12 protein-coding genes are annotated in these 15,170 nt (G+C 59.8%); 9 read left to right on the top strand and 3 right to left on the bottom strand.

Annotated features, from left to right (window positions below):
* Positions 1–36 precede the first annotated feature (36 nt).
* Positions 37–534: a SixA phosphatase family protein gene (locus tag FHP24_RS00355; protein ID WP_139671290.1), complete on the bottom strand. Its 498-nt coding sequence runs from the start codon at positions 532–534 to the stop codon at positions 37–39.
* Between the two features lie 256 nt (positions 535–790).
* Here FHP24_RS00355 and dksA point away from each other — a divergent pair, with 256 nt between their 5' ends.
* The gene (dksA, locus tag FHP24_RS00350) at positions 791–1,210 is read left to right on the top strand and encodes an RNA polymerase-binding protein DksA (RefSeq protein ID WP_139671287.1); all 420 of its coding nucleotides are present in this window, start codon (positions 791–793) and stop codon (positions 1,208–1,210) included.
* Between the two features lie 84 nt (positions 1,211–1,294).
* On the opposite strand, the gene FHP24_RS00345 is transcribed toward dksA, so the two are convergent.
* Entirely contained in the window at positions 1,295–2,290 is a 996-nt protein-coding gene (locus FHP24_RS00345; RefSeq protein ID WP_139671284.1) for a flagellar biosynthetic protein FliO, read from the bottom strand.
* Positions 2,291–2,543: 253 nt separating this feature from the next.
* On the opposite strand from FHP24_RS00345, the gene cckA reads away from it, so the two are divergent.
* From cckA to FHP24_RS00320, 5 genes are all read left to right on the top strand, one after another.
* Positions 2,544–5,153, top strand: coding sequence for a cell cycle histidine kinase CckA (gene cckA / locus FHP24_RS00340; protein ID WP_139671281.1), 2,610 nt, complete (start codon positions 2,544–2,546; stop codon positions 5,151–5,153).
* A 236-nt stretch (positions 5,154–5,389) separates the two neighbouring features.
* Positions 5,390–6,478, top strand: coding sequence for a recombinase RecA (gene recA / locus FHP24_RS00335; RefSeq protein ID WP_139671278.1), 1,089 nt, complete (start codon positions 5,390–5,392; stop codon positions 6,476–6,478).
* Between the two features lie 190 nt (positions 6,479–6,668).
* A complete protein-coding gene (gene alaS / locus FHP24_RS00330) occupies positions 6,669–9,323 on the top strand; it encodes an alanine--tRNA ligase (RefSeq protein ID WP_139671275.1) in 2,655 nt (884 codons plus the stop codon).
* Positions 9,324–9,376: 53 nt separating this feature from the next.
* Positions 9,377–10,243, top strand: a complete 867-nt coding sequence (gene ttcA, locus FHP24_RS00325; protein WP_139671272.1) for a tRNA 2-thiocytidine(32) synthetase TtcA — start codon at positions 9,377–9,379, stop codon at positions 10,241–10,243.
* Positions 10,244–10,268: 25 nt separating this feature from the next.
* Entirely contained in the window at positions 10,269–11,093 is an 825-nt protein-coding gene (locus FHP24_RS00320; protein WP_139671270.1) for an inositol monophosphatase family protein, read from the top strand.
* Between the two features lie 51 nt (positions 11,094–11,144).
* Here FHP24_RS00320 and FHP24_RS00315 read toward each other — a convergent pair whose 3' ends face one another.
* Positions 11,145–12,194, bottom strand: coding sequence for an NAD(P)-dependent alcohol dehydrogenase (locus FHP24_RS00315; protein WP_139671266.1), 1,050 nt, complete (start codon positions 12,192–12,194; stop codon positions 11,145–11,147).
* Positions 12,195–12,385: 191 nt separating this feature from the next.
* Here FHP24_RS00315 and FHP24_RS00310 point away from each other — a divergent pair, with 191 nt between their 5' ends.
* The 3 genes from FHP24_RS00310 to ilvC all read left to right on the top strand — a co-directional run bounded on the left by FHP24_RS00310 (position 12,386) and on the right by ilvC (position 15,123).
* The gene (locus tag FHP24_RS00310; protein WP_139671263.1) at positions 12,386–13,291 is read left to right on the top strand and encodes an AraC family transcriptional regulator; all 906 of its coding nucleotides are present in this window, start codon (positions 12,386–12,388) and stop codon (positions 13,289–13,291) included.
* Positions 13,292–13,403: 112 nt separating this feature from the next.
* The gene (locus FHP24_RS00305) at positions 13,404–14,063 is read left to right on the top strand and encodes a TetR/AcrR family transcriptional regulator C-terminal domain-containing protein (protein ID WP_139671259.1); all 660 of its coding nucleotides are present in this window, start codon (positions 13,404–13,406) and stop codon (positions 14,061–14,063) included.
* A gap of 40 nt (positions 14,064–14,103) precedes the next feature.
* Positions 14,104–15,123, top strand: a complete 1,020-nt coding sequence (gene ilvC, locus FHP24_RS00300; RefSeq protein ID WP_139671254.1) for a ketol-acid reductoisomerase — start codon at positions 14,104–14,106, stop codon at positions 15,121–15,123.
* The last annotated feature ends 47 nt before the right edge of the window (positions 15,124–15,170 follow it).

The raw sequence follows: 15,170 nt of genomic DNA, 5'->3' as shown, positions 1-15,170 counted from the left end.
ATAGGAGCGTAGCGCGGGGCCGCAACGTCCGACGGCTTACACACTGAGCAGGTTGGTCAGCGTCCAGCTGCCGGCATCTGTGCCAGCGGTGTAGTCGAGGACGGCAAGCCCCGCCGTCGGGTATCCTCCCGGCATCGCCGTCCGCCTCTGCTCCTTACCGATCAGCCCCTCCAGCAACTGGTCTATGCTCGGATTGTGCCCGATCAGCATGACCGAATGCGCCGGCCGCTGTCCAGAAATGATCGTGGCGTAAAGATCCGGCGTTCCGCTGTAGATTTCGTCGACGAACTGGATATCGAGTGTTTCGCCAACCGCCCTGCGCACGATTTCGGCGGTCTGCCGACAGCGCGTCGCCGTCGAACTGACGAGGCAATCCGGAACGTATCCAAGGTCTGCGGCGCGGTCGGCAACCATCTCCGCCTGTGCATAACCGCGATCGTCGAGCACGCGATCGAAATCGCGTCCACCCGGCGTAGCCGAGGCCGCCTGCGCATGGCGCATCAGATAAATACGGAATGGTTCGGGCTCGATCATCTTCCGCTCGCCAAAAAGAAACGCTGAGTAAAACGCGTAGCGTTGCTTAGGCCGATCGGTCAACCGGCTCATGTGTCTCCGGTTGAGGTATTTGAGAGCCGGCTACCCATGCGTTTACGGGAAAAGCATAAAAAATAGTCACTTAGCCGATTTTTGTGACATTTTTAAAACTGCTGCAAATGTGGGCGACAGGCTTGAATGAGCACTGGTTAATGGAGTATAGGGGCCGCATGAGATGTTCTTCAGGAGAATCGCGTTGAGTGAGAAGATCGATCTTAGTAACTATGTGCTGTCGGAAAACGACGAATTCATGAATGCAAATCAGAAGGCTTACTTCAGAGCCAAGCTGATTGCATGGAAGAATGACATCCTCAGGGAGGCGCGGGAGACCCTCGGGCACCTGGCTGAGGAAAGTGCAAACCATCCTGACCTAGCAGACCGCGCATCATCGGAAACGGACCGTGCAATCGAATTGCGCGCCCGCGACCGCCAGCGCAAACTGATATCCAAGATCGACGCCGCCATGCAGCGTATCGACGATGGAACCTACGGTTATTGCGAGGAAACCGGCGAGCCGATCAGCCTCAAGCGACTGGACGCCCGTCCGATCGCGACGCTGTCGATCGAAGCGCAGGAACGTCACGAGCGGCGTGAAAAAGTCTATCGCGACGAATAATCCTCGGAAAACCTACGACAAAATCAAAAAAGGCACGTCGCGACGTGCCTTTTTTGTTTGCATCGATACGTCTTGAGCCGGTGATTACTTGTCGCGGCTGGCCGACATTTCTCCGAATATCCGGGCGACCTCGCTTTGCAGCGAAGGGTCGTCCCGTGTGGCGCCGGCAACGGTTGCTGCCGGCATGGCAACGGTCGGGCCTGCCTGTGGCAGCGGTCGGATGGTGCGGTTTGCGAGTGAGGCGTCGCGGGCAGCCATGTTGCTCGCCATTTCCTCTTCGAGGATTTTTTCGAAATCGCTTCCGAGACCGGTAGGCCTGTCTGCTGGGACAGGAGTCGGCATTGGTGCTGGACGCGCAGCCGGTGTGGGAACGGGCGCGGGCGCGCTTCGCTCGGCAAATACGCGGTCACGCTGGCTGTCGAGAAGACGCGCGGCATCTTCGAGCGCGGGCTGTCTGGCCGCCGGAGTTTCGGCACGGGGCTGGGATTGCACAGGGTCGATGCGGGCTGGGCTTGCGGCAGGAACGACGGCCGGCTCGATGCGTGCGGTCGGGACCGGGCTGGCGGCGACAGTGGTTGCCGACTGCACTGCAGGCTGGTTGCGTGTTTCGCGGGCAAAAACCTCCGCTGTTGGCTCCCTGATTGCCTCTATGCGGGGTGCCGGGGCTTGCACCTGAGGCCTTATGGCCTCGCTGGCTGGCTGTTTTGCAGGGGACGGAGCAGCGGTAATCTGGGCGGCTGCCGGCTGTGCCGGATAGGCTTCCTGGGTCGGCAGTTCGGCGCTCCGTAAAGAGGTGGCAATCCGGCTTTCTATGACGACGTCGGTCGGCCCACCGATCATGATCAGATGCTCGACATCGTCGCGCCTGACGAGAACCAGACGGCGGCGTGCATCAACGGCTGCGGCATCGAGCACCTGCAAGCGCGGCTGGCGGTTGCGACCGCCGCGCACGAACGGCGACGGACCGCGCCGCCCGCGCACTATCCACAGAATTCCGACGAGGCAGACAAGGGCCATGCCGACGCCGACGACCGCCACAATGAGCTTGCTGCCATATTCGCTCATCAGCTCCGGGATCATGTTTTGTAACTCCTCATGCGATCTATTCTTCAGACACTGACGATTTTTTGGCCTGTGAGGCAAGACTTCGCACTGTCCGTCAACGCTAAAATGTGTGTCTTCCGCATCTCACATAGGGCAGGGTGCTGCACTGTCCCGCCTTTTGTGGCTTTCAAGAGCTTTTTGCTTCATCTTCAAATTGCTAAGAGAGAATCGCGAGCGCCACAGGGTGCGCTTTGCGACGTCGGTGCGTGCACCGGAACAAGAGGTATCGATGACGAGCTCGCCGAAAGCCGGCAATGACGAAGCGCCATTGGTCGACCGCGGCAGCCGTGGCGGCACGGTCGTCCGGATCGTCCTTCTGGCGATGGTGCTGCTTGGCGTCGCCATTGCTTTCATCGTCTTCCAGCAGGCACTGGATAACGAGGTCGTGCTTGGCCTTCTCGGAATCCTTGCGATGGTCGGGATATTCTTCATCGTGTCGTCGCTGATCGGCCTCGTCGAGGTCATGCCGCAATCGCGCTCCGACGAACTTGCCCGCAGTTTTCTGGCGAGCCATCCCGACGGTATCGTCGTCACCGATGCCAAGGGCCGGATTGCCTATGCCAATGCCGCCTATGGGCGGATGACGGGCGCTTCCAACGGTCGCAACGTCCAGTCCCTGGAAACGCTGCTCTCCAAGACGCGCGAATCGACCGAAGCTCTCTATCGCCTGACGGCGGCACTGCGGGAAGGACGGGAAGGCCATGAGGAATTCCGCCTGCTGCAGCCGCTCGGCCGGCTGACCGGCAATGGCTCGGATGCGCACTGGTATCGTCTGAAGGCCCGCCTGCTGGGCACCGGCGGACGCAATGCGCTCGATATCTGGGAAATTACCGACATCACGTCGGAACGGGACGATCAGGAACGCTTCTTCCGCGAATTGCAGAACGCGATCGATTATCTCGATCACGCACCGGTAGGCTTCTTCTCCGCCGGCAAGAAGGGCGAGATCTTCTATCTCAATGCGACGCTTGCCGAATGGCTCGGTCTCGACCTGACGAAATTCACGCCGCAGTCGATGATGATTTCGGATCTGGTGGCAGGCGAGGGCATGGCCCTTATCCAGTCCGTACAGGCCGCTCCAGGCCTGAAGCGAACCGAAACGCTCGAACTCGATCTTCGCCGCGCAAACGGCCAGAGCCTTCCGGCAAAGCTGGTCCATAATGTCAGCGCCATGCGCGACGGAGCGCCGGGAGAAAGCCGCACCGTCGTGCTGATGCGCGCCAAGGGCGCCGAGACCGACCAGTCGGCCTCCGCCATGCGTTTCACCCGTTTCTTCAACAACACCCCGATGGCGATCGCCTCGGTGGACGGAAACGGCAAGATTTTACGCATCAACGCACCGTTCCTGCGTCTCTTCGCCGGTGTCGTGTCGCGTGACGATGTCGAAGCCGGTGGCGCCGAACTGGACCGCATCGTCCATGACAGCACCCGCGTATCCCTGATGGAAGCGCTTGCTGCCGCCAAGGACAGGCAGGGCGACATCGCGCCGATCGAATCCCGTCATCCGGGAGACGAAAACCGCTATGTTCGTTTCTACGTCCATGCGGTGATCGACGAGAGCGACGAAGCGCCCGAGGAAGTGGCGATCGTCTACGCAGTCGAGACGACCGAGCAGAAGGCGCTCGAGACGCAGATGGCGCAGACGCAGAAGCTCAATGCTGTCGGCACGCTGGCCGGCGGCATCGCCCACGATTTCAACAACGTGCTTACGGCAATCCTGCTGTCTTCCGATCACCTTCTGCTCCAGGCTCGCCCTTCCGACGCAAGTTTCGCCGATCTGATGGAGATCAAGCGCAATGCCAACCGGGCAGCCGTCCTAGTGCGCCAGCTTCTGGCATTCTCGCGCAAGCAGACGATGCGTCCGGCCGTGCTCAACCTGACGGACGTGGTGGGCGATCTGCGCATGCTGGTCGACCGGTTGATTTCCGGTACCAACGTCAAGCTTGAAGTCGATTACGGCCGGGATCTCTGGCCGGTCCGCACCGACCTGTCGCAATTCGAGCAGGTGCTGATCAACCTCTGCGTCAACGCACGCGATGCCATGCCGAGCGGCGGCACGATCCTGATCAAGACCCGCAACGTCACCGCCGATGATGCCGGCAGTTTTCAGCAGGCCGACCTGCCGTCTGAAGATTTCGTCATGGTCGAGGTTTCCGACGGGGGCACAGGCATCCCGCCCGAAATCATGGACAAGATCTTCGAGCCTTTCTTCACCACCAAGGAAGTCGGCAAGGGAACCGGTCTCGGCCTCTCGATGGTCTACGGCATCGTCAAGCAGTCCGGCGGTTACATCTATCCGGAATCGGAAATAGGCAGAGGCACGAGCTTCCGCGTTTTCCTGCCGCGCCATATTCCCGAAGTCCAGCCGGTTTCCGCAAACCTCACGATCGACGGATCGACCAATGGCTTAGCCAAGCTGGAGACGGCTTCTGCAACGCCGCGGGCCGAGCCGATCGACCTCACCGGGAAATCCGCAGTCGTTCTCCTGGTCGAAGACGAGGAGGCGGTGCGCCGCGGCGGCAAGCGCATGCTTGAGACGCGCGGTTATACCGTCCATGAGGCAGGCTCCGGTACCGAGGCGCTCGACATCATGGAAGAGCTCGAGGGCAAGGTCGATATCGTCGTTTCCGACGTCGTCATGCCGGAAATGGACGGGCCGACCCTGCTGACCGAATTGCGCAAATCCTATCCCGACATGAAGTTCATCTTCGTCTCGGGTTATGCCGAAGATGCGTTTGCCCGCAATCTGCCGGCCGATGCGAAATTCGGCTTCCTGCCGAAACCGTTCTCGCTTAAGCAGCTGGCGGTTGCCGTGCGCGAAATGCTCGATTCGGAATAGTCTGCAAACATCGCCGGACTTTTGCGATGCCTGCGTTGACGGCCGGCAAAAAGCAGCAAATGCGAAGGTATTTCCACAGCTTACATCCGGCGTGAACATTTGTCGAACGGATTGAAAATATCTATTTCTTCGCAAGGGTTTAAATGGCTCTTGCACAATGAGAACAAAATGAGTACGAATATCCCATCGGCTGCTTCATTGCTTGCGCGGCGGCAATAACCTAAAGGTGGGATCTCATGGCACAGAACACATTGCGGCTGGTAGAGGAAAAAGGCGTGGACAAGAGTAAGGCGCTCGAAGCAGCACTCTCGCAGATTGAACGATCCTTCGGCAAAGGCTCGATCATGAAGCTTGGTTCGAACGACAGTATCGTCGAGATCGAGACGGTTTCGACCGGCTCTCTCAGCCTCGATATTGCGCTCGGCATTGGCGGCCTGCCCAAGGGCCGCATCATCGAAATTTATGGTCCCGAAAGCTCGGGCAAGACGACGCTGGCGCTTCAGACGATTGCCGAAGCCCAGAAGAAGGGCGGCATCTGCGCTTTCGTTGATGCCGAACACGCGCTTGACCCGGTTTATGCTCGCAAGCTCGGCGTCGATCTGCAGAATCTCCTGATCTCGCAGCCCGATACCGGCGAACAGGCGCTGGAAATCACAGACACGCTGGTGCGCTCCGGTGCGGTCGATGTTCTGGTTATCGACTCGGTCGCAGCCTTGACGCCGCGTGCCGAAATCGAAGGCGAGATGGGCGACAGCCTTCCCGGCCTTCAGGCCCGTCTGATGAGTCAGGCGCTGCGCAAGCTGACTGCGTCGATCTCCAAGTCGAATACGATGGTGATCTTCATCAACCAGATCCGCATGAAGATCGGCGTGATGTTCGGTTCGCCGGAAACGACGACCGGCGGTAACGCGCTGAAGTTCTACGCATCCGTTCGTCTCGACATCCGTCGTATCGGTCAGGTGAAGGAGCGCGAGGAAGTCGTGGGCAACCAGACCCGCGTCAAGGTCGTCAAGAACAAGATGGCCCCTCCCTTCAAGCAGGTCGAATTCGACATCATGTATGGCGAAGGTGTTTCCAAGACCGGCGAACTCGTCGATCTCGGCGTCAAGGCCGGCATCGTTGAAAAATCGGGCGCCTGGTTCTCCTACAACAGCCAGCGTCTCGGTCAGGGACGTGAAAACGCCAAGACGTTCCTGCGGGAAAATCCGGAACTCGCCCGTGAGATCGAGACATCTCTGCGCCAGAATGCCGGTCTGATTGCTGACCGCTTCCTGCAGAACGGTGGCCCGGACCCGAATGATGGCGACGACGCTGCAGAGGGCTGATCTGACATGAATTAGGCGGTTTCGCCGCACTTGGGAACCTTTCGGGGCTTCCCTGCCGCCTATCATTCCCGGCCGTCATCGAAAGATGTGCGGCCGGTTTTTTGTTCGGCTGGACAGTCTTTGATACGGGCGATAAAAGCCTCTGGACTTCAAATAACGATACCGCATCGGCGGTTGAAAAGGGCGTAGCATGAGCGGCGTGAATGACATCCGGTCGACCTTCCTCGACTATTTCAAGAAGAATGGCCACGAGGTTGTGGATTCGAGCCCGCTCGTTCCGCGCAACGATCCGACGCTGATGTTCACCAATGCCGGCATGGTGCAGTTCAAGAACGTCTTTACCGGTCTTGAAAAGCGGCCTTATTCCACTGCTACGACGTCGCAGAAATGCGTGCGTGCCGGCGGCAAGCATAATGACCTCGACAATGTCGGTTATACTGCCCGCCATCTCACCTTCTTCGAAATGCTCGGCAACTTCTCGTTCGGCGATTATTTCAAGGAACAGGCGATCGAATTTGCCTGGAAACTCGTCACAGAAGGTTTCGATCTGCCAAAAGACCGGCTGCTGGTAACCGTCTATTCCGAGGACGAGGAAGCCGCTACGCTTTGGAAGAAGATCGCCGGTTTTTCAGATGACAAGATCATCCGCATCCCGACCTCCGACAATTTCTGGCAGATGGGCGATACCGGTCCTTGCGGCCCCTGCTCGGAAATCTTCATCGACCAGGGCGAAAATGTCTGGGGCGGCCCTCCGGGCTCGCCGGAAGAGGATGGTGACCGCTTTCTTGAATTCTGGAACCTCGTTTTCATGCAGTTCGAGCAGACGGCTCCAGGCGAGCGTTCGCTCTTGCCGCGTCCGTCGATCGATACCGGCATGGGTCTTGAGCGCATGGCCTGCGTGTTGCAGGGCAAACAGAGCGTCTTCGATACCGACCTGTTCCGCACCCTGATCGGCACGATCGAGGACGTCATGGGCGTCAAGGCGGAAGGCAGCGCCAGCCACCGCGTTATCGCCGACCATCTGCGCTCATCTGCATTCCTGATTGCCGACGGCGTTCTGCCGTCGAATGAAGGCCGCGGTTATGTCCTGCGCCGCATCATGCGCCGCGCCATGCGCCATGCCGAACTCCTTGGTGCCAAGGAACCGGTCATGTACAAGCTGCTGCCGACGCTGGTGCAGGAAATGGGCCGCGCCTATCCGGAACTGGTACGCGCCGAAGCGCTGACGTCCGAAACGCTGAAACTGGAAGAAACCCGTTTCCGCAAGACGCTGGAACGCGGCCTGTCGCTTCTTTCCGACGCAACGACCGATCTCGACAAGGGCGACATGCTCGACGGCGAGACCGCGTTCAAACTTTACGACACCTACGGTTTCCCACTCGACCTGACTCAGGATGCACTGCGCGCCCGCGAAATCGGCGTCGATATTGCTGGCTTTACCGATGCGATGGAACGCCAGAAGGCGGAAGCCCGCTCGCATTGGGCCGGTTCCGGCGACAAGGCGACCGAGACGATCTGGTTCGAGCTGAAGGAAAAGTTCGGCGCCACCGAATTTCTCGGCTACGACACCGAAAATGCCGAGGGCGTGGTCCAGGCGATCGTTCGCGACGGCAAGGCGATCGACAGCGCTGCTGCCGGTGACGAGGTCCAGATCATTGTCAGCCAGACCCCGTTCTACGGTGAATCCGGCGGCCAGATGGGCGATACCGGCATCATTTCGACCGACAATGCCAAGGTTTCTGTTTCCGATACCCAGAAGAGAGGCGAGGGCCTGTTCGTGCATGTCGCCAAGGTGACGGATGGCACGCTGAAGGTCGGTGATGCGGTGGCTCTTGCCGTCGATCACAAGCGCCGCTCGCAGCTCCGCTCGAACCATTCGGCGACCCACCTTCTTCACGAGGCGCTGCGCGAGGTGCTCGGCACCCACGTGGCACAGAAGGGATCGCTGGTCGCGCCTGAGCGGCTGCGCTTCGACGTTTCCCATCCGAAGCCGATGTCTGCCGAGGAACTGCAGGTCGTCGAGGATATGGCGAATGCGATCATCATCCAGAACGTGCGGGTCACCACACGCCTGATGAGCGTCGATGACGCGATCGCCGAAGGCGCAATGGCGCTGTTCGGCGAGAAATATGGCGACGAGGTCCGCGTTGTCTCGATGGGCACGGCGATCGATGGCCCGAAAGCCGGCAAGCCCTATTCAATCGAGCTCTGCGGCGGCACGCATGTCAATGCGACCGGTGATATCGGCCTCGTACGCGTGCTGTCGGAAAGCGCCGTCGGCGCCGGCGTTCGCCGCGTCGAAGCGGTCACCGGTGATGCGGCCCGCGCCTATCTTTCGGAACAGGACGATCGGGTGAAGACTCTGGCCGGCGCGCTGAAAGTTCAGCCATCCGAAGTCGTGTCTCGCGTCGAGGCATTGGTCGAGGAACGCCGCAAGCTCGAAAAAGAACTGGCGGATGCCAAGCGTCGCCTCGCCATGGGCGGCGGTCAGGGTGGCACAGCGACCGAAGTTCGAGAAATTGCCGGTGTGAAGTTCATGGGTCGCGCGCTGCCGGGCATCGACGCCAAGGACCTGAAGGGACTTGCCGATGACAGCAAGGCATCGCTCGTCTCGGGCGTGGTCACGCTGATCGGTGTGTCCGAGGATGGCAAGGCAAGCGCCGTTGTTGCCGTGACGCCGGATCTCGTGGAGCGTTTCAGCGCCGTCGATCTGGTTCGCATCGCGGCCGCGGCACTTGGCGGCAAGGGCGGCGGTGGTCGCCCGGACATGGCCCAGGCCGGTGGTCCGGATGGCGCCAAGGCTGATGAAGCGATCGAAGCGGTCGCAGCCGCACTCGGCGCCTGAGTGACAACAATGATCGGGCGGCCACTGGTCGCCCGTTTTGCATGAGGTCTGGTATGGGATTGAACGCTGTAATCGAGGATGAGATGGACGAGGCCGTCACAGGCCTCTCGCCCGCATTGTTCCGCGATGCCCCGAATTCGGTCTCGTTCAACAAGCTGCGCAAGCGGCTGTTGCGCCAGGTGCGTCAGGCATTCGAGGATTTCGGCATGTTGAAGGGCCAGCAGCGCTGGCTCGTCGGCCTGTCGGGCGGCAAGGACAGCTATTCGCTGCTCGCCGTGCTGCTCGATCTGCAATGGCGTGGTCTGCTGCCGGTCGAACTGATCGCCTGCAATCTCGATCAGGGTCAGCCGAATTTCCCGAAACACATTCTACCGGACTATCTGACCTCGATCGGCGTGAAACACCGCATCGAGTATCGCGATACCTATTCGATCGTGAAGGAGAAGGTACCGGCGGGTGGCACCTATTGCTCGCTCTGTTCAAGGCTGCGTCGCGGCAATCTCTATCGTGTGGCGCGGGAGGAGGGCTGTCAGGCTCTTGTGCTCGGTCATCACCGTGAGGACATTCTTGAAACCTTCTTCATGAATTTCTTTCACGGCGGCCGCCTTGCCGGCATGCCGGCGAAGCTTCTCAACGACGAGGGCGACCTGATGCTCCTGCGGCCTCTCGCCTATTGCGCAGAGGACGATCTGGCAAAATTTTCCGCGGCAATGGAGTTTCCGATCATTCCCTGCGATCTCTGCGGCTCGCAGGACGGCCTGCAGCGGAACGCGATGAAGCAGATGCTGTCGGATATCGAAACCCGCATGCCGGGTCGCAAGGACACGATGTTGCGTGCGCTCGCCCATGTAAATCCGTCCCATCTTCTCGATCCGAAACTTTTTGATTTTGCCGGCCTTATGGCCAATCCCGCCAACTGACCTTCAAACCCAGATTGGATGACCAATGACTTTGCCGCTCGATGTTTCGAAGCTTGCCGATATTCTGCGCCTTGCCGCCAAGACGGAAATCCTGCCGCGCTTTCGCAGGCTCGGCAGCGGCGACGTGCGAGCGAAAAGCGAGCCGTCGGATCTGGTCACCGAAGCCGATGAAGCGGCGGAACGTCTGATTCGTCGTGAGATCGAGGCGGCGATCCCCGGAGCGCTGTTCATCGGAGAGGAATCCGTTGCAGCCGATCCGGCGCTGCTCGGAAAGCTGGCAGATGCGGATTTCGCTGTCATCGTCGATCCTATCGATGGAACCTTCAATTTCGCCTCCGGAATCCCTGCTTTCGGCGTCATGGCCGCCGTCGTCTACAAGGGCGAAACGATTGCCGGCATCATCTACGATCCGATGGGCGATGACTGGGTGATGGCTGAAAAGGGGGCCGGCGCCTTCCTGCGCCGTCCGGATGGGGAAGCCGTTCGGCTTTCGGTCGCAGCACCGCAGCCGCTGGGCGACATGGTGGGCATGGCCTCAGCCGGTTATTTCTTCGGCCATACGCGCGAGCACATTCTCGCCAATCTGGCCAAGGTCCGGCTCTTCGCCAGCTACCGTTGCGCCGCGCACGAATATCGCACCTTCGCCAGCGGCCACGTGCAGTTTGCGCTCTACAACAAGCTGATGCCATGGGATCACCTTGCAGGCACGTTGATCGGGACCGAGGCTGGTGGCTACATCCGCCGGCTGGATGGCTCCGCCTATCTGCCGCACCATGTCGAAGGCGGCCTGCTGGCTGCCACCGACGAGGACAGCTGGCAGACCCTGCGCCGCGAAATCATCGGCGAATAAGAAAAAGGGCGGCACGGGGCCGCCCTTTTCATTTCCATGGACGTTGATCGATCAGGCGTCCAGCGAAGCGATGTCGATGACGAATCGGTAGCGGACGTCGCTCTTGAGTACGCGTTCGTAAGCTTCGTTGACCTGCTGGATGTTGATCTTCTCTATTTCCGAAACGATGTTGTGCTCACCGCAGAAATCCAGCATTTCCTGGGTTTCCTTGATCGAGCCGATCATCGAGCCCGACAGTTCCTTGGCGCCGAAGATCAGCGAGAAGGCGTGGACCGGGATCGGGTGTTCCGGGGCACCGACGACGACCATGGCGCCCTTCGGCTTGATGAGGCCGAGATAGGCGTTCCAGTCGATCGCGACACCTGCCGTGCAGATGATCAGATCGAAATAGCCGGCCAGCTTCTTGAAGGTTTCTTCGTCGCTGGTGGCGTAATAGTCCTTGGCGCCGAGCTTCAGGCCGTCTTCTTTTTTCGACAGGGTCTGGGAGAGAACCGTGACATCCGCACCCATGGCGGCGCCGATCTTGACGCCCATATGGCCGAGGCCACCCATGCCAACGATCGCGACCTTCTTGCCGGGACCTGCCTGCCAGCGGTGCAGCGGCGAGTAGAGCGTGATGCCGGCGCAGAGCAGCGGCGCTGCTGCGTCGAGCGGCAGGTTGTCCGGGATCGACAGGACGTAACCTTCCTTGACGACGATCGAGTCGGAGTAACCGCCATGGGTCGGGGCGTTGCCGTTCAGCGTATCGACGTCGTTATAGGTCTGGACCAGACCGGGCAGGTAATGTTCGTTATCGAGATCGCGGGTGGCGCAGCCGACGCAAGAATCGACGAAGCAGCCGACGCCGACGCGGTCGCCGACCTTGAACTTGCTGACCTTGGAGCCGACGGCTTTAACGATGCCGGCGATCTCGTGGCCCGGCACGATCGGGTAGACCGCGTTTTTCCATTCGTTGCGAACGGTATGGATGTCCGAGTGGCAGATACCGGCGAACTTGATGTCGATGACGACGTCGTCATCATTCGGTTCGCGGCGCTCGAAGGTGAAGGGTGTCAACGGGCTGGACGCGTCGGTCGCAGCATAGCCTCTAGCGATGGGCATGGAGAACTCCATTCATTCATGGGTGTGAAAATCAACGGCCGGACTATGTGTCATCAGGCCGGGCGGGTGTTAGATCGATCCTCCAAGCTTCTTGCACGATCCTGCAAGATTGCGATCTGACGCTCGTTGCACAGATTGCGACACATTATAGAATGGGCACGGTTCAGTGCCTGCTTCGGAGAAATGGCCCAATGACGCTACCTTTCAATCCCTATCAGGAGATTGCCTCCATCGCGGCGCGTTATGCCAATGTCGAAGGTGATGGCGCCACCGCCATCGAGGGGCTTGGAATCAGTTGCCGAACTTCGCCGAGTGATCCCTGTCATGGCAGTTACAGGCCTTGCTTCGCCATGGTCATACAGGGCGCGAAAAGCGTGCAACTGGGCAGTGATACCATCAATTACGGGGCCGGCGATTATCTTCTGACATCGCTCGATCTTCCTGTCGCATGGCGGGTGGTGGAGGCCAGTCCGGAGGTTCCGCATTTCTGCATCACGGTTGCCATCAGCAGCGACAAGGTTCTCGATCTGATGGGCAAGAGCGGTCTTGCCAAGCCGGCCGGACCGGTAAAGGCCCAGCGCGGCATTGTCGTGAATGGTGCCACACCCGAACTTCTGGATGCGGCAGTGCGCCTTCTGCGCCTGCTCGATCGTCCAGCCGATATCGCCTCTCTTGCACCGTTGATCGAGCAGGAGATCCTCTACCGTATCCTGACCGGTCCGGCCGGCGCGCAGTTGATCAACCTTGCCATTGCCGACAGCCACGGCAACCGGATCGCGCGCGCAATCGCCTGGCTCAAGGATAACTTTGCCGGTTCGCTCCGGATCGAGGAACTGGCCGAACATGTCGGCATGAGCGTGTCGTCCTTCCATCACCATTTCAAATCGATCACGGCGATGACGCCGGTCCAGTACCAGAAGCATCTGAGGCTGCATGAAGCCAGGCGATTGATGCTGGTGGAAGGGCTGGATGTCGGCAATGCCGGCCATCGGGTCGGTTATCAGAGCCCATCGCAGTTCAGTCGCGAGTATAGCCGCCTCTACGGCCTGTCACCGGTTCGCGACATGGATGCGGTCAGGGTTCCGGCGACAGGCTGAGTTTTCTCTTTTTCAAATTCCTCGATGGCGCCGAAGTCGAGGCTTGACGGAAATCAGAATTGCTTTATACGACGGAACCGTACCGTACGGTACCTGAGAGGAGCAGCCGCAAGTGAGACCCGACACCGCCGATACGCCGCAATTTTCGCCACGCCAGAACGAGGTTCTGGAGCAGGCGCTTCGTCTTCTCGTCGAAGGTGGCGATAAGGCGCTGACGACATCGGGACTTGCCCGTGCCGCGAGCTGCTCCAAGGAAAGTCTCTACAAATGGTTCGGCGACCGCGATGGTGTTCTGGCCGCGATGATCGCCTATCAGGCGAGCAAGGTCCGCACCGCGGACCGGGCAGGCGAGAAGCTGACGGATCAGATTCTGAAGCAGAATCTCGAGCAGTTCGGGCGTGATCTTCTGGAGGTTCTCGCCGGTGACGTGTCTCTGGCTCTCAACCGGCTGGCAATCGGCCAGACGAGCCGCGATGGCTCCAAGCTCGGAAAGCTTCTGGTGGAACACGGCCGAAGGCAGATCGATCGTCGCGCCATGGCGTTGATGGAAGCCGGTAAGCGCGCAAGCCTGCTGCGCTTCGAGAATGCAGACGCCGCTTACCACACATTCTACGGCCTGGTCGTTTCGGATCTGCATATTCGTATGCTGCTCGGCGAGCCGGGGCTGAAGGACAACTCGCGCCAGGCGGAGAGGGCGGTCGAAGCCTTCCTTGCGCTTCATGGCGTAGAGCAGAAAACCGCGGACGCCCTTCGCGTTTCCGCAGGACGATGAAACAACCGAAACAAACAATCGCATAGGGAAGGAATTTAAGATGCGCGTTTATTACGATCGTGATGCCGATCTCAACCTCATCAAGTCGAAGAAGGTCGCCATCATCGGCTACGGTAGCCAAGGCCGCGCACACGCGCTGAACCTGAAGGATTCCGGTGCGCAGAACATGGCCATCGCTCTCAAGGCAGGTTCTGCGACCGCCAAGAAGGCTGAAGCCGACGGCTTCAAGGTCATGACGGTTGCCGAAGCTGCCGCATGGGCCGACCTGATGATGATGGCAACGCCTGACGAACTGCAGGCCGACATCTACCGCGACGAAATCGCCGGCAACATCCGTGACGGTGCCACCATCGCATTTGCACACGGCCTCAACGTTCATTTCGGCCTGATCGAGCCGAAGGCTTCGATCGACGTCGTCATGATCGCACCGAAGGGCCCAGGCCACACGGTTCGCGGCGAATACCAGAAGGGCGGCGGCGTTCCCTGCCTCGTGGCAATTCACCAGAACGCTTCGGGCAATGCACTTGAACTCGCGCTCTCCTACGCCTGTGGCGTCGGCGGCGGTCGTTCGGGCATCATCGAAACCACCTTCAAGGAAGAGTGCGAAACCGACCTCTTCGGCGAACAGGTCGTTCTTTGCGGCGGTCTGGTCGAACTCATCCGCGCCGGTTTCGAAACGCTGGTCGAAGGCGGTTATGCGCCGGAAATGGCCTATTTCGAGTGCCTGCACGAAGTGAAGCTGATCGTCGACCTGATCTATGAAGGCGGCATCGCCAACATGAACTACTCGATCTCCAACACGGCCGAGTGGGGCGAATACGTCACCGGTCCGCGCATCATCACGGCCGAGACCAAGGCTGAAATGAAGCGCGTCCTGACCGACATCCAGACCGGCAAGTTCACCTCGGATTGGATGCAGGAATACCGCGCCGGCGGCGCCCGCTTCAAGGGCATTCGTCGCAACAACGACAGCCACCAGATCGAGGAAGTCGGCAACAAGCTGCGCGCCATGATGCCCTGGATCGGCAAGAACAAGCTGGTCGACAAGGCCGTCAACTGATCGGCATGGCCGTCAACCAGAACTGATCGGTTTCCGATTGGAAAATA

This window comes from Aliirhizobium smilacinae (genome assembly GCF_006335145.1).
Taxonomy (GTDB): Bacteria; Pseudomonadota; Alphaproteobacteria; order Rhizobiales; family Rhizobiaceae; genus Neorhizobium; species Neorhizobium smilacinae.
Note: the sequence above shows the minus strand (reverse complement) of the source record. Positions and strands in the feature narration are given on the sequence as shown.

Excerpts from the sequence above, each read along its gene's own strand:
- ilvC (WP_139671254.1), top strand. The coding sequence starts at position 14,104 with ATGCGCGTTTATTACGATCGTGATGCCGATCTCAACCTCATCAAGTCG.
- cckA (WP_139671281.1), top strand. The coding sequence starts at position 2,544 with ATGACGAGCTCGCCGAAAGCCGGCAATGACGAAGCGCCATTGGTCGAC.
- FHP24_RS00355 (WP_139671290.1), bottom strand. The coding sequence starts at position 534 with ATGATCGAGCCCGAACCATTCCGTATTTATCTGATGCGCCATGCGCAG.
- FHP24_RS00320 (WP_139671270.1), top strand. The coding sequence starts at position 10,269 with ATGACTTTGCCGCTCGATGTTTCGAAGCTTGCCGATATTCTGCGCCTT.
- ttcA (WP_139671272.1), top strand. The coding sequence starts at position 9,377 with ATGGGATTGAACGCTGTAATCGAGGATGAGATGGACGAGGCCGTCACA.
- alaS (WP_139671275.1), top strand. The coding sequence starts at position 6,669 with ATGAGCGGCGTGAATGACATCCGGTCGACCTTCCTCGACTATTTCAAG.
- FHP24_RS00310 (WP_139671263.1), top strand. The coding sequence starts at position 12,386 with ATGACGCTACCTTTCAATCCCTATCAGGAGATTGCCTCCATCGCGGCG.
- FHP24_RS00345 (WP_139671284.1), bottom strand. The coding sequence starts at position 2,290 with ATGATCCCGGAGCTGATGAGCGAATATGGCAGCAAGCTCATTGTGGCG.
- recA (WP_139671278.1), top strand. The coding sequence starts at position 5,390 with ATGGCACAGAACACATTGCGGCTGGTAGAGGAAAAAGGCGTGGACAAG.
- FHP24_RS00315 (WP_139671266.1), bottom strand. The coding sequence starts at position 12,194 with ATGCCCATCGCTAGAGGCTATGCTGCGACCGACGCGTCCAGCCCGTTG.